13 protein-coding genes are annotated in these 13,292 nt (G+C 64.5%); 5 read left to right on the forward strand and 8 right to left on the reverse strand.

From position 1 onward, the window contains the following. Nucleotides 1-18 precede the first annotated feature (18 nt). Nucleotides 19-1,017 carry a bestrophin family protein gene (locus AC1D1N_RS27500; RefSeq protein WP_477352263.1) on the forward strand — a complete coding sequence of 333 codons (999 nt, stop codon included), beginning with the start codon at nt 19-21 and terminating at the stop codon, nt 1,015-1,017. A 153-nt stretch (nt 1,018-1,170) separates the two neighbouring features. Here AC1D1N_RS27500 and AC1D1N_RS27505 read toward each other — a convergent pair whose 3' ends face one another. Together AC1D1N_RS27505 and AC1D1N_RS27510 are read right to left on the reverse strand one after the other, a co-directional pair. Further along, complete coding sequence (locus tag AC1D1N_RS27505) at nt 1,171-1,443, reverse strand: hypothetical protein (protein WP_112566658.1); 273 nt, start codon at nt 1,441-1,443, stop codon at nt 1,171-1,173. 236 nt (nt 1,444-1,679) lie between these two features. After that, nucleotides 1,680-3,770, reverse strand: coding sequence for a bifunctional AfsR/SARP family transcriptional regulator/alpha/beta hydrolase (locus tag AC1D1N_RS27510; RefSeq protein WP_477352265.1), 2,091 nt, complete (start codon nt 3,768-3,770; stop codon nt 1,680-1,682). Between the two features lie 171 nt (nt 3,771-3,941). Here AC1D1N_RS27510 and AC1D1N_RS27515 point away from each other — a divergent pair, with 171 nt between their 5' ends. Next, nucleotides 3,942-4,262, forward strand: a complete 321-nt coding sequence (locus AC1D1N_RS27515) for a hypothetical protein (RefSeq protein WP_477352267.1) — start codon at nt 3,942-3,944, stop codon at nt 4,260-4,262. 27 nt (nt 4,263-4,289) lie between these two features. Here AC1D1N_RS27515 and AC1D1N_RS27520 read toward each other — a convergent pair whose 3' ends face one another. The 5 genes from AC1D1N_RS27520 to AC1D1N_RS27540 form a co-directional block, all read right to left on the reverse strand. Then, nucleotides 4,290-4,580, reverse strand: coding sequence for a hypothetical protein (locus AC1D1N_RS27520; RefSeq protein ID WP_477352269.1), 291 nt, complete (start codon nt 4,578-4,580; stop codon nt 4,290-4,292). A gap of 12 nt (nt 4,581-4,592) precedes the next feature. Continuing rightward, nucleotides 4,593-7,142, reverse strand: coding sequence for a caspase family protein (locus tag AC1D1N_RS27525; protein WP_477352271.1), 2,550 nt, complete (start codon nt 7,140-7,142; stop codon nt 4,593-4,595). A gap of 265 nt (nt 7,143-7,407) precedes the next feature. Then, entirely contained in the window at nt 7,408-8,412 is a 1,005-nt protein-coding gene (locus tag AC1D1N_RS27530; protein WP_477352273.1) for a zinc-dependent alcohol dehydrogenase family protein, read from the reverse strand. A 49-nt stretch (nt 8,413-8,461) separates the two neighbouring features. Continuing rightward, on the reverse strand, nt 8,462-8,734 hold the full coding sequence (locus AC1D1N_RS27535; RefSeq protein ID WP_436259306.1) for a hypothetical protein: 273 nt from the start codon (nt 8,732-8,734) through the stop codon (nt 8,462-8,464). Nucleotides 8,735-8,887: 153 nt separating this feature from the next. After that, entirely contained in the window at nt 8,888-9,640 is a 753-nt protein-coding gene (locus tag AC1D1N_RS27540; protein ID WP_477352276.1) for a DUF899 domain-containing protein, read from the reverse strand. A gap of 387 nt (nt 9,641-10,027) precedes the next feature. On the opposite strand from AC1D1N_RS27540, the gene AC1D1N_RS27545 reads away from it, so the two are divergent. Continuing rightward, a complete protein-coding gene (locus AC1D1N_RS27545; protein WP_436259308.1) occupies nt 10,028-11,248 on the forward strand; it encodes a helix-turn-helix domain-containing protein in 1,221 nt (406 codons plus the stop codon). Between the two features lie 29 nt (nt 11,249-11,277). Further along, entirely contained in the window at nt 11,278-11,910 is a 633-nt protein-coding gene (locus tag AC1D1N_RS27550) for a Vgb family protein (RefSeq protein ID WP_477352407.1), read from the forward strand. A 49-nt stretch (nt 11,911-11,959) separates the two neighbouring features. Here AC1D1N_RS27550 and AC1D1N_RS27555 read toward each other — a convergent pair whose 3' ends face one another. Next, nucleotides 11,960-12,265: a hypothetical protein gene (locus tag AC1D1N_RS27555; RefSeq protein ID WP_112566614.1), complete on the reverse strand. Its 306-nt coding sequence runs from the start codon at nt 12,263-12,265 to the stop codon at nt 11,960-11,962. 253 nt (nt 12,266-12,518) lie between these two features. On the opposite strand from AC1D1N_RS27555, the gene AC1D1N_RS27560 reads away from it, so the two are divergent. Next, a complete protein-coding gene (locus AC1D1N_RS27560) occupies nt 12,519-13,130 on the forward strand; it encodes a sulfotransferase family protein (RefSeq protein WP_477352278.1) in 612 nt (203 codons plus the stop codon). Nucleotides 13,131-13,292 lie beyond the last annotated feature (162 nt).

Consider the following 13,292-nt stretch of genomic DNA (forward strand, 5'->3'; position numbering starts at 1 on the left):
CATTTTGAGGGACATAGGATGTATGTAGGCCGCTCCTACAAGGTGATCGATTTTGCGCTGTGGTCGCGGCGCAGTGTCATCTACATGGTGGTTGTGAGCGCACTTGCCGTGGTCGCTTACCGTCTGCCGGCCATTGCCGGGCTCTCGGTGCCGTGGTCGGTGGTGCTCGTGCTTGGAACCACCGTCTCGCTGGTCGCCGGGTTCAAGAATTCGCAGGTTTTCACCCGCAGCGGCGAAGCGCTGCAGGCCTTTGCACAAATCACTGCGAGCAGCCGGATGTGGTCCAATTTCTGCAGGGACTTCACCGATGCGCCGGCGGCAAATGAGCTCATCTATCGCCATATCGCCTGGATGACAGCGCTGCGCTTTTCCCTGCGGCGACCGATGCCGTGGGAATCCATGGCGCGGGCCGCCAATATCGAGTACCGGCGGCGCTACCGCATCCAGGAGGACACCGGCTCGGTCGCCGACGAATTGCGCCCGCTGCTGGGCGAACGGGCCGAGAGCGTGTTGAAGTCGCCGCGGCCGGCGATAGCCCTGCTCGAAATGCAATCGGTCCAGGTCAACGGCTTGTTCAAGGACGCAAAGATCCCTGCGCAGATCTATGCCGAGATGACGAAACTGATCCGCGACTTCCATGACCAGCAAGCGCGCTGCGACCGCATCAAGAACAATCCGTATCCCCGCCAGTATGCCATCGTCAGCTCCATGTTCGTCATGATCTTCTGCACGCTGTTGCCGTTCGGCGTGGTTCCGGTGTTTGCGGATATGGGCAAACTGGGCGGCGCGCTCAGCCCGATCGCGATCTGGCTGACGATCCCGTTCAGCACGCTGTTGGGCTGGGCTTACATGTCTCTCGATCAGGTTGGCGAGAGCAGCGCAAACCCTTTCGAGGGCAACGCCAACGATGTTCCGATTTCGCAGATCTGTCGCGACATCGAGATCGAACTGCGCGCCGGGCTTGGCGAAGCCAATCTTCCCAAGCCGTTGTTGCCGGTTAACGATATCGCGACCTGACTTGGCGAGCGTCCGTCCCTGCAAAGCACTTTCGGGGAACCAGCTTCAGCCCGATCACGCCGGCCACAATGAGAACGCTCCAGAAAATTTCTCGTCGCCGCCTCTGGCGCTTGAAGCCAAAAATCCGGTCTGCCGGTTTCCGCAGGTCAATGGCTATCCCTTCGTCTCGACCAGGATCACCAGCGACTCCGGCACCACGCCATCGTGAGCCATCGCATCCGCGGCCGCCTTGCTTTGCATCATGGCCGCGAGCTTATCCATGTCCGGAACGTCCATCATGATCGCGACCCGTTTCGGGTTCTGCGGATCGACGAAGGTGCGGACGTTGGTGATCCCGAGCGAACCGAAAAGCTCCTTGCGCTTCGGTGACGAGAGCCAGTGCTTGGTATCTTTCGAGATGTTGTGATGGCCAATAACGGTCGGCATGGCATCCTCCCAAGGTGCCGCTGCGGTCGCAATCGCCCGCTTGTTGCGGTCTACCTGCGCGAGCCAGTGAGCGCCGTTTCTCCCGGGCTGTCAATTAGCCGCTTCTGATGTGCAGTCTCCGGTCGATCGCGGTTAGCAAGGACAGAAGCGCCTCCCTCGTAGCTGACGACTTTCGGCTGCTGTGATTGGTGGACCCTCGAGCGCTGGCGAGCGTCGCTTTCCCACACTTCGGCCGCTCAAGCCGTACCATCGACCGAATAGAACGGAAACGCGCCGGGCAGGCCGCTTGCTGCCATTTCGCCACGCTCCTCGAACCGAAGGCCGGAGCCGACCACGAGATCGCGCACCGTCCGTGACGCGATGATTTCGCCCGGCTGCGCATGATCCAGCAGCCGCAACGACAGCTCGATCGCTGCGCCGGAAAATTGATAGCCGCGCTGCTCGCACTCGCCGATATGCACCGCCGAGCGGACCTCGACACCGGATCGCCGCAAGCGATCGCGAATGGCGATCGCGCACTGGATCGACCGTGTTGGCCGCTGGAACACCGCGAGCACCTTGCCGTCCGCTCGGCTGATCTCTCTGCCTTCGGCCGCGACGAATTCACCATGGAGCGCCTCGGCGTGCCGCTCGGCCGGCTCGATGCCGAAAGGCGAGCCCGTCATATCTAGGGACAGCACCGACACCAGCAGCCGTTCGCCTGGAACCGCCGGCAAGGCGCCGGTGACGAAAGCCTGGATCTCGTCGACGAGGCGATCGGAATTCTCGCCCCAGATCACGTGGTCGCGGCCGGCGAACTCGACGTATCTGGCGCCTTCGATATGTGTCGCCAGGTAGCGTCCCTCTTCCCGCTTTACCCAGCGGTCGCCGGTCGCCTGCACGATCAGCGTCGGAACATGGATGGCAGACAGAATGTCGCGAACGTCGATTTCGGTTCCCCAGCGCCAGAGCGCGATCGCGTCGGCGGGCGAGGCTGAATTCCTGAGATAGGCGGCGAACCATTCCTGCTCGAACGTGTCGCTCATCAGACTGGGCGCTGCGTTGCTCATATCCGCCGCCGCTCCCCATTCTCTCTCGACGATCGCCAGATCTTCTTCCACCTGCTCGCTTGTCTTCGCCCAGGGATAGTTTTTCGACCATCTGCCGCTGGCATAGGCTCCATTGAGCACGAGTGCCGCGGTGCGCTCGGGATAGGTCGCCGCGAACAGCATGCACATTGGGCCGCCCTCGGAACTGCCGAACAGAACCGTGCGCTTGGAACCGACCGCATCGAGCACCGCCCGCATGTCTTCCATGCGTTCTTCCAGCGTCGGCAAGCCGACATTGCGGTCGGACAAACCGGTGCCGCGTTTGTCCGTGCGGATCAGGCGCGAAAAGCTGCCGAGACGCCTGAGCACATGCGCAAGCCGCGGCGAGTCCCAGGCAAGGTCGAGGTTAGACACCCATCCCGAGACATAGATCAGGTCGATCGGGCCGTCGCCTGTGACCTGATAGGCAATGTTGACCCCCGCCGATTTGACGTAGCGGGTCTGCGGCCGCGCGGGTTGGTGACTGAAGCCGGTGGCGTCATCCGCATCGGTCGTGGGTGGCCGTGCCGGCGCTATCGTGCGGCGTGTCCGCAGCGTCTCGAACAATTGCCGCGTCTCCGGCTCCGGCTGCAGCTTGAGATCGCGTTGAAGCGCAGTGCGGCAGTGCTCATATTGCTTCAGCGCGAGATTGGTCCTGCCTTGCGCCGCATAGGCGCGCATCAAGGCACGGTGGACGTCCTCCCTCAGCGGCTCCATGGTGAGCAGGCGCGTCGCCGCACGCACGCACGCGGCAGGATCGTTCGTCGCGGCATAGTGCGCGACGAGCCTGTCGAGAGCGGCCACGGCCAAAGCCCGCAGCCGCTCGCGTTCGATCCTCAGCCAGTCCTCGAATGGCTCCTCCTTCAGGCCGAAGCCGTCGAGCAGGTCGCCGCGGTAGACATTGAGCGCCAGTTCGAGGTCTTCGGGTGCGGGGCTGGCGACCAGTGCCTCGAACCGCGCTACATCGAAATCAAGGCCGTCGAGATGCAGAGCGACGCTGTCGCCGTCGGTGAGGAAGCGGCCGCCGCCGCATGCCTGCATGGCCTTCCTGACCGACGATACCGCCTGCCGCAGGCTCATTCGCGCCTGCGCCTCGCTGTTGATGCCCCAGAGCAAGGTCGCCAGCTTCTCGCGCGACTGCGAATGCCCCGACTGGAGTGCGAGATAGGCGACCATCGCACGCGCCTTGCGGCTGATGGCCGGAACCGCGGCCCCGGCAAAGTCGAAACCACCCAGCAGGTGAAGATAAGGTCCGGTCATCGGATCCCGCCACGGTCACAGCATGACGACGATCCGCTCAAGCTCACTCCATTTCAACAATTATTCCGCCGCCGAGGCGCTTTTCACGATTCCATCACGCAGGTTCCCACGCGTTTCTCACGACGCTTGAGGAGATTGTCCGCACTGGCTCTCTTTTCGCAGGAGGACACCGTGCATCACCCTGGCTCGACCGAATGGCCCATCTGGCATGACAACCCCGGGCGCGACCGGCAGGAGCTTGGCGCGCCATCGCGGCACGACATTGCGCTGGCTCGCTATCTCGAAACGCAACAAGCCCATCGGGAATCGACGGCTCGCAGGCTCGATCCGGCGGCGGTCGCAGCCTCTGCAGCGTTCGTCGGCCGCGCTTTCCGCGCAGCGCTAGGCCCAATTGTCCGCGGCGCGGCCAATGCCGTGGCCTGGATGGACGATTTCGGCTTGACGTTATCCAAGGCCCATGCGGTCTTCAGCAAGACCGTCTGGGGCCGCTGAACGCGGCGGCGCCCCTTGGTGACGATCTCATCCCCAACCACCGCCGCCGCCACCACCGCCGCCGCCTCCGCTGCCGCCGAGGGCAGGAATCACGGGCGGCTTTTGGGGGTTCTCCTCGGCCGGCTTCACCACTTTGCCGGTGGCCGCCTTCTTGTATCGGACCACCTTCGGCTGAGGCGCTACGCGAACCACCTTGCGATGTTCCACCGGCGGCGCCGGCTCAAACATCGGCGACACCGAGGTGCAGCCCATGAGCCCGGCCAGAACGCCGGATAGAATTGTCCCGATGAATACCTGCTTCAATGCCTTGCCCACCATGGCCTCCATTGTTCAGAACAAGTCCCGACGCGGATTGGCTTCTTCCCAGACCCCCCGGGCCGCTTTGACCAGTTGCGTGTCCAGCGAACCGGACATAGGGGTCTTCGACTTGAGCTCTTGACGGAGCGCATCCAAGGCTGCCGTTTTCGGCTTCGTGCCGAACTGCGCCAGGCCTTTCTTTGCGTCCGGAAGCTCCTTGCGCAGGTCCAGCGCGACGGCGAATGCCAGGAAACGCACCGCGACAGCCTGATCGGCCGTGTCGCCTTTCGCCATTTCGAGTGCGGCGCGATCATAGGCGCTGGACGGATCGCCGCGCGCGGTTGCCAGTTCGAACAGCCTTTGCGCTTCCGCCGGGTCCTGGCGCACGCCGACGCCATCCCTGTACATGCGGGCGAGACTGCCGGGGGCGTAGGGCTGGCCAAGATCGGTGGCCTGCTGGAACAACGCCTGCGCTGTCTTCGGATCCTTGTCGATGCCCTGGCCGGCGAGGTAATTGCGGCCGAGCAGGTTCATCGAATACATGTCCTGCCGCTGCACGCCCGCCTGCAGGAAGGCGACCGCGCGGGCCGGGTCGGCAGGCACGCCGTTGCGGCCCTCGGTGAAGATCGCGGCCAGATCGTTCATGGCATAGGTGTGCCCCATGGCCGCCGCCTTGAGCAGCAGGTCGAGGCCCTTGGCCGTGTCGCGGTTGACGCCATAGCCATTGAACAAAGCGCGGCCCCACGAGGTCATTCCGTAGGGATCGCCCTTGTCGGCGGCAGCCTTGTAGAGAGCGTTGGCCTGGGTGCGGTCGATGGGCGTCCCGGTCCCTGTTGCGTGGAGATAGCCGAGTTCGAAGATGGCGCGCACATGCCCCTTCTTGGCGGCGTCCTCGATCGCTGTCTTGGCCTCGGCGACCTTGCCGGCAGCTAGCAGCGCGCGGCCGAGCTCGTAGCGGAAGCGGGCGACATCGGGATAGGTTTTCACCGCGGCCTCGCAGGCCGCAACAGCATCGGCGCCGATCTCGTTCGGCAGCAGGCCGGGCACCACTCCTTGCAGGTCGAGAGGCTCGCCGGCGGCGGTATCGCAGGCATCGACCGTCGGCGACAGCTTCATCGTCGCGGGCTTCGACGAATTGCTGTCGGCCCGGATTTCGAAGCCGACCTCGACCGGCGCTCCGGCGCCGATCTGCGGCTCGTAACGAAGGTGGTCGACTTCACCCGCCAACAGGCTCGATTGCGGCGACAGGGTCCGATCCGGCAGCGACAACGTCCCCGTTGCCGGATAGCCCGAGACCTTCAGGCTGACGGCCGGATCGTCGGTCGGGAAATCCAGATTGAGCGCAACAGGGCCAACGCCGACGGGAATATCAAGTTTGCGGTTCTCGATCGCTTCGGCGGCACCGGTGATGTGGATGCCACGCTCCAGCACCTGCTGCTTCTGCTCGGCCTCGAGCGAAGCCATGATCTGCTGGCCGGCGGCACCTTCGCCGCTCTTGACGCGAAACACCAATATGCCCTGGCTTCCGCCGCCCCAACTGTCATGCGTGGCATAGGCGAGCATATCCACCTCGTCCTGCGTGGCGGCCCCCTTGGGGACATCCATCTGCAGGCGCGGCAGGTCCTTGCCCGCGATCGGTTCGCCCACCGCGACGTCCTTGCCGTCCAGCATCAGACGGCCCATTGCGGGTGGCCTTTCGATGCTGACGGTGATGGCGCCGCCATCGATATCGACCGGCTCCGGCAGTCCGAGGGCGACAGGACCGACCCCCGACAGCACCACCTTCTCCAGCACCGGCGGCAGCGAAGGCCGGTTGCTGCGGCGCACCAGCACCACGTCATCGATGAGCGAGGAATTTTCCCACGGCACCTGCATGCCGTTGGTGGCCTGCACGACATCGCGGCGCACCGCCGACATGACCGTGCGGATCTCCTGGTTCGGCGCCAGCGCGCGGCGTGAAAATGCCGATGAAAACGGGCTGAGGTCGCCGCTGCCGTCATAGGCGACGGCGCCCGGTTCGGTGGCGAAGGCAATCAGCGTGTTGAGCGAGCTGCGCACCTGCGCCAGCCCGGTGTTCCCGGCGGTGACAAGCTGGTCACGCAGCCAGTAATTGTTGCGCGGGAAGGGGTTGTTGCGGCAGGCATCGAGGATGATCACCTGGATCTTCGACTTCGAGCGCAATTGCTCCAGCACATCGTTGAGCTTGATGGCCTGGACCTCGATGTCGGCGGCCTTTTTCAACGAGGCGTCGACCGGTATCAGGAAATTCTCGCCGCCGATCTGGAAGCCGTGCCCGGAATAGTAGACGACGGCGAGATCGGCGCCGTCGACGGCGGCCAGGTAGTCCCGGAACTGGCCTTCGAATTGCTGCTTGGTGAGATTCTCGGCGACGAAAACCTCAAAGCCGGCCAGCCGGAACGTGGCCGACACGTCCTCGGCATCCTTGGCCGGGTTCTTCAGCGCCGGGATGTCTCGGTAGTCGGAATTGCCGATGACGAGAGCGACCCTTCGATCGGCGCAGGCCTCAAAGGTTGTGAGGCTAACGAGGATGAAGGCCGCGATGAATCCGCAAAGTCGGAGCATGGCAAAACCCCTGGCCGCTGCCTGACGCCGACGAGAATACCGCTTGCGGCATCAAGGTCCGTTGACAGTATGCAACCTGCCACAGGATAAAGTGAAAGACCCGTCACCGCCAGCCCATGGCAGGCGATTTCTTTCGACGCCGACGGACCATGGTGGCAGTAGCACGCGCTTCAAGAGCGGGTATGTGACAAGTCTCACAGTTCGCATGGACGTGCTGAATGCGCCGTTCGACGCCAGGGACTGGTGGGCTGCGGCCAGGATGCGTTCAAACTTCGAGGCAAACCTTGCCGAAATGCTGTTGCGTCTCGTAGTGGCTGAAGGCGGCGGCGATGTCGTGCAGTGGAAAGCTGCTGTCGATGACAGGTTTCAAACGGTTGACCTCTATCGCCCGGATCATGTCTTCCTGGTCGGCCCTGCTGCCGATGGAAATCCCGCTGATGCGGATCTGGTTCGAGAACAGCGCCGGGATCGAAACCTCGGCCGCAAAGCCGGTCAGCACGCCGACGAGCGCGATGTGTCCGCCCGTCCGACAGGCCGCGATCGACTGCGCCAGCGTCGCGGGTCCGCCAACCTCGATCACGTGGTCGACGCCGCGTCCGTTCGTCAAATCCCTCGCCTTGCCGCCCCAGTCGGACACAGCCTTGTAGTTGATAACGCTGTCGGCGCCGAGGCGTCTCAGCTTCTCCAGCTTTTCTTCGCTGGACGAGGTGGCGATGACCCGGGCGCCAGCGGCCTTGGCAAATTGCAGCGCAAACAGCGACACGCTGCCGGTGCCAAGGATCAGCACCGTGTCGCCGGGCTTCACCTTGCCGCACGTCACCAGGCCTCGCCAGGCGGTAACGCCCGTGCAGGTAAGCGTTGCCGCCTCGAGATGCGTATAGCCCGCCGGCGCCTTGGTGAAGGCCTGCGCCGGCATGCACACATATTCGCTGGCGAAGCCGTCGAAACTGTCTCCCGGAATGTCGCGCCTTGTCTCTAATGTCATGTCGCCGCCCAGCCAACCGGGATAGAAGGTGCTGACGACGTTATCTCCTGACTTGAAGACATTGACGCCGTCGCCGACGGAAATCACTTCGCCGGCGCTGTCCGACAGCGGCACGCGGCCGTCTGCGAGCGGCACCTTGCCTTGCACGGCGAAATCGTCGCGCATGTTGAGCGAGCAGGCGCGGATCCTGACCAGCACCTCACCCGGCCCAGGCCGGGGCTGATCCTCCTCGACCAGGTCGAGCTTGTCCAACCCGCCCGGCGCTCTCAGCCTGACCAGCCTCATTATGTCTCTCCGACGTGCGGGGTGTTCAGAATGGCAGTGGCGAGCCGGACTATTGCCGGACCAGCCGGCCGGAAATCACATGCAACCATGGCGCCAGATGAAAGGCGCTCATCAAGAGATACATCACAGGCATGCCGGTGAGCAGGGAGGCATTGGCGCCCAGGCACGACATCATGCTGTCGCCAGTGTGAATGCAGGTAAGCAACGCCATAGCAGCGAAAGTCGGCGCCGCGGCGAGGCACAGCCAGTCGGCGACGCCGAGAGGCGCCGCGCCGGTGGATTGAGGGATCTCGCTGCCGATGCCTGTGCCGATATCGCTCATGGTTCTCATCCTTCGAAAGGTTGGGTTCCTCGCCCCCACAAAGTGGGGGAGAGGTGGCTCGGCGAAGCCGAGACGGAGAGGGGGCTGCGCCTTACAAAGGCCGCTCCGCGGCCACCTCTCCCCCGCCGTCGGCGGGGGCGAGGAACTCGGTCCTTACTTGCCGTCCTTGTCGCGGAACGCGGCTTCGCCGGCGGCGGCCACCGCTTCCCATGTCTTGTCGGGCGCGGCGTCGTAATTGTCGTGCCAGTTCCACCAGCTGTAGAGTTCGGTCTGGGGATAGCCTTCGGGCGAATCCTCCCAGACCTCCTGGCGGCCGAGCGGTGTGGCGTCGAGATAGCTCCAGACCGTGCCCATCTGCTCGTCGCCGCGGCTGTTGATGAAGTAGGTGCGATACACCTTCTTGCCGTCCTGGATGAACACGTTATGGCCGTGCCATTCGTCGACGCCGAAGTCTTTGTCGAAGCCGTCGGTGATTGTGTACCAGGGCATCTCCCAGCCCATCCGCTGCTTCAGGCTGACAATGTCGGCCTGCGGCGCGCGCGAGGCGTAGACCAGCGTGGTGTTGCGGGCGTTGAGATGGGCGAGATGGCCGACCTGGTCGGCGCCGAGTGAACAGCCGCGGCAGGCATGTTCGGGCCAGCCATAGACGCCGGGTTCGTAGAATGCGCGGTAGACGATCAGCTGGCGGCGGCCCTCGAACAGGTCCAGCAGGCTTGCCTTGCCGTTGGGGCCTTCGAACACATAGGCCTTGTCCACTTCCATCCACGGCATCCGCCGGCGTTCGGCCGAGAGCGCATCCCTGGCGCGCATCGTCGCCTTTTCCTTCACCAGCATCTTTTCGCGCTCGGCTTCCCATTCCTGCCTTGAAACGATTGGCGGGGTCTTCATTGCCACGTGCTTGGTCATTGCTCATCTCCTTTGCCGGTCATTACGCCGCTGCGGCCTGTCGTTGCCTGATGATCGTGAGGTAGGGTGGGGCCGGGAGGCGGCGAGGGCGGAGTTACAAATGTGACGGGATTTGACGGAGGCCCACCGCAGCAGGGGTGGCGGGGCCGCGCAGTGTGCTCAAGATCCTCGGAAGCAGGCATTGTCAGTTATCTCCAATGAGAAGCTCAAAAATACCATCTGAGATGCTCAGGCTAGCGAATGCCGATATTGGCGTCAACGACAGCCCGAGTGTCTCCTGCCAGTCCAGATGGCTAGGTTGCCGTTCCAGCTTGCTGCTTGGCGGCAGTGACTTAAGTTAGGGCCGTGACCGGCGGGGATGGGAGTTACAAGTGTGACGGGATTTGAATGGACTCGCTGATCACCGCAGCAGGGCTGGCGCTGGCGGCGGGTGATCCGCTGGCCGCGCTCGACCGCGTCGCCTTGCGCGAGGATGCACCGGCGCTGGCGCTGCGCGGCATCGCGATGGCGCAGCTCGGCGATCTCGATCGCGCCAAGCTGCTGCTGCGGCGGGCCGGGCGCGCCTTCGGTCCGAAGGAGGCGGTGGCGCGCGCTAGATGCGTCGTCGCCGAAGCCGAGATCGCGCTGGTCTCGCGTGACCTCGGCTGGCCGGCCAAAGCGCTCGATGCGGCGCGGGTGACATTGGAAAAGCATGGCGACCGGCTGAATGCCGCGCATGCCGGGCATCTCAAGGTGCGGCGCCTGCTGCTGATCGGCCGGCTCGACGAGGCTGAAGACGTGCTGGCCGGGCTCGATCCGGCGCCGCTGCCGCCGGCCTCACGCGCCGCGCATGAACTGGCCGTCGCCGGCATCGCCATGCGCCGTCTCAAGACGAAAGCCGCGCGCGCAGCCCTTGAATGGGCGCGCCATGCCGCCCGCCGGGCCGGCATTCCGGGTCTTATGGCAGAGGTCGACAGCGCCTTCCTGTCACTCGAGACGCCGGCGGCTCGGCTGATCGCGGCTGGCGAGGAACGCCCGCTGCTGCTCGAGGAGGTCGAGGCGCTGGTGGCGTCACCGGCGCTGGTCATCGATACGTTCCGCTATGTCGTGCGCAAGCAGGAAATCACTGTCTCTCTGGCCACGCGGCCGGTGCTGTTTGCGCTCGCACGTGCGCTCGCCGAAGCCTGGCCGGCGGATGTGCCGAGGGCGACGCTGATTGCCCGCGCCTTTGGCGGCAGGCATGTCGATGAATCGCATCGTGCCAGGCTGCGGGTCGAGATCGGCCGGCTGCGCGCCGAATTGCGGCCGCTGGCTGGCATCGAGGCGACCAGCCAAGGCTTTGCGCTTGCGCCGCGCCAGGCAGGCGTGGTGGCGGTGCTGGCGCGGCCGATCGAAGAACGGCACGCGGTGGTGCTGGCCTTCCTGGCCGATGGTGAATCCTGGGCAAGCTCGGCGCTGGCGCTGGCGCTCGGCGCCGGCCAGCGCAGCGTGCAGCGAGCCCTCGAGCAACTGGCCGAGGCCGGCAAGGTGCAGTCGTTCGGTCACGGTCGCGCGCGCCGCTGGATGACGCCGCCTGTGGCCGGTTTCACGACCACCTTGTTACTCCCGGCGCCGCTGCCGAACGGCTAGGAAAGGTGACCATGATCGAGGACCAGGACGTGAAACATTCAGCCGCCGAAATCCTGCGTGAATACGGGCCCTTTCCGGATGTCGACACCGTGCATGGCGTGAGCTTCGACGGACAAAATGTCTGGTTCGCCGCTGGCGAGCGGCTGACCGCCTTCGATCCGGCAAGCGGTGAGACGCTGCGCTCGATCGATGTCGCAGCCCATGCCGGCACCGCCTATGACGGCCGGCATCTGTTTCAACTGGCCGGGGATCGTATCCAGAAGATTGATCCGGATACGGGGCAGGTGCTGGCCACCATCCCGGCGCCTGGCGGTGGCCGCGATTCCGGCATGACCTGGGCCGAGGGCACGCTGTGGGTGGGGCAGAACCGGGCACGCCAGATCCACCAGATCGATCCCGACACCGGAAAAATCCTGCGCACCATCGAATCCAACCGCTTCGTCACCGGGGTGACCTGGGTGGATGGCGAACTGTGGCATGGCACCTGGGAAGGTGACCACAGCGATGTCCGGCGCGTCGACCCGCAGACCGGAAAGGTGCTGGAGCGGCTCGACATGCCGGCGGGGAAGGGCGTGTCTGGGCTCGAATCCGACGGTGGCGATCGCTTCTTCTGCGGCGGTGGCCCCGGCGGCATGGTGCGAACGGTGCGCCGGCCGAGATAGGGCCGCGGCCGGCGGCGTTCGCCTTATGGTGCGGAACCTTCTGCCGAGATCATATGCCGGAGCCGTCGAGCTGCTGGGCGTCTTCGCCTGCCCAGGGCGCCGGCATGGAAGCCCGACTCAGATTGGCCGTCGGCAGCGGCATCCAGCATTTCAATTCGGGTTCAGGATATTCGATCACGCGTCCCGGCGACGAATCGGAAGAGCGCCAGCCTTCGCTACCGAACTGGTCGGCGCGCGACCAGTAGGCGAGGTCGACCTCGGCCGGCCCCTGTTCCGACGGCCTCACGGTGACCAGGATGCGGCTGCCGTCCTTGGGGGCGCTCGCCATATGCCGCCAGCGATCGGGTTCATCCATCTCATGTCCTCCTGCGGTCTGCAATCTGGCTGAATAGTCGCTTCGTGGCCGAGGCCGGTCAACCGATCTTTGTGTGGGACAGATCTATCGTTGGCGGCTAATCTGGCCCGGGCGCAGTCCTGATATATGCGATGAAGAGTGAAGAGTTGCTGCCCACGCGGCGCTTCCTGCGGAGAGGCTGCTATCGTGCAGCCGCTGAGCGATGCCAACCTGCCAGCTGACCGACCTCGGCGGTTCGAGCCAGGGAGGAAAAATGTCGATCAAGGTGATCGGGACGGGCTTTGGTCGCACCGGAACGGATTCGATGCGCGAAGCGCTGACGATACTCGGCCTGGGCCCCTGTCATCACATGTCCGAAGTCATCGCCAACGAGGAGCAGAAGCGGCTCTGGCGTGCACTGGCGAAGGGTGCTGCGCCTGATTGGAGCGAGCTGTTTGCCGGCTATGCCTCCTGCATGGACTGGCCATCGGCGCATTATTGGCGCCAGCTGATCGAGGTCTATCCCGATACCTCGGTCATCCTCACCTGGCGCTCGCCGGAAAGCTGGTGGCAGAGCTTCGAGAAGACCATCCTGGCCGGCATCAGCCAGCTCCAGGATCAGGAGGCGCTGGGCATTTCCTTGGTCGCCAAGCAGGTCTTTGGCGGCAAGGCGCATGATCGCGCGACCGCGATCGCCCTCTATGAAGCCAACGTCGCCGCGGTCATGGCGACAGTTCCGCCGGAGCGGCTGCTGGTCCATAAACTGGGCGACGGCTGGGAGACCCTGTGCGCGCATCTGCGCGTTCCAGTGCCCGACCAGCCCTATCCCAACCGCAACGACACCAAGGAATTTCAGGCGCAATTTGGGCTGAACCGGCGGCGCTGAGCAAGGTCTGCGGCTTCGCCAAATCCGCTGCACGACCGGTGATGCCGACCACCTTGTCCTTGATATCGCTCGATGCGCTGCGCCATCGCGGCTAAGCCGACACGCGTCGGTATGCCTGCGAAACAATTGCATCCAAAACCGGATTGCGCTTTCGGGGACAAT

The sequence above is a fragment of the Mesorhizobium sp. P2_B5 genome, assembly GCF_056404775.1.

Excerpts from the sequence above, each read along its gene's own strand:
- AC1D1N_RS27500 (WP_477352263.1), top strand. The coding sequence starts at position 19 with ATGTATGTAGGCCGCTCCTACAAGGTGATCGATTTTGCGCTGTGGTCG.
- AC1D1N_RS27505 (WP_112566658.1), bottom strand. The coding sequence starts at position 1,443 with ATGCCGACCGTTATTGGCCATCACAACATCTCGAAAGATACCAAGCAC.
- AC1D1N_RS27510 (WP_477352265.1), bottom strand. The coding sequence starts at position 3,770 with ATGACCGGACCTTATCTTCACCTGCTGGGTGGTTTCGACTTTGCCGGG.
- AC1D1N_RS27520 (WP_477352269.1), bottom strand. The coding sequence starts at position 4,580 with ATGGTGGGCAAGGCATTGAAGCAGGTATTCATCGGGACAATTCTATCC.
- AC1D1N_RS27525 (WP_477352271.1), bottom strand. The coding sequence starts at position 7,142 with ATGCTCCGACTTTGCGGATTCATCGCGGCCTTCATCCTCGTTAGCCTC.
- AC1D1N_RS27530 (WP_477352273.1), bottom strand. The coding sequence starts at position 8,412 with ATGAGGCTGGTCAGGCTGAGAGCGCCGGGCGGGTTGGACAAGCTCGAC.
- AC1D1N_RS27535 (WP_436259306.1), bottom strand. The coding sequence starts at position 8,734 with ATGAGCGATATCGGCACAGGCATCGGCAGCGAGATCCCTCAATCCACC.
- AC1D1N_RS27540 (WP_477352276.1), bottom strand. The coding sequence starts at position 9,640 with ATGACCAAGCACGTGGCAATGAAGACCCCGCCAATCGTTTCAAGGCAG.
- AC1D1N_RS27545 (WP_436259308.1), top strand. The coding sequence starts at position 10,028 with ATGGACTCGCTGATCACCGCAGCAGGGCTGGCGCTGGCGGCGGGTGAT.
- AC1D1N_RS27555 (WP_112566614.1), bottom strand. The coding sequence starts at position 12,265 with ATGGATGAACCCGATCGCTGGCGGCATATGGCGAGCGCCCCCAAGGAC.
- AC1D1N_RS27560 (WP_477352278.1), top strand. The coding sequence starts at position 12,519 with ATGTCGATCAAGGTGATCGGGACGGGCTTTGGTCGCACCGGAACGGAT.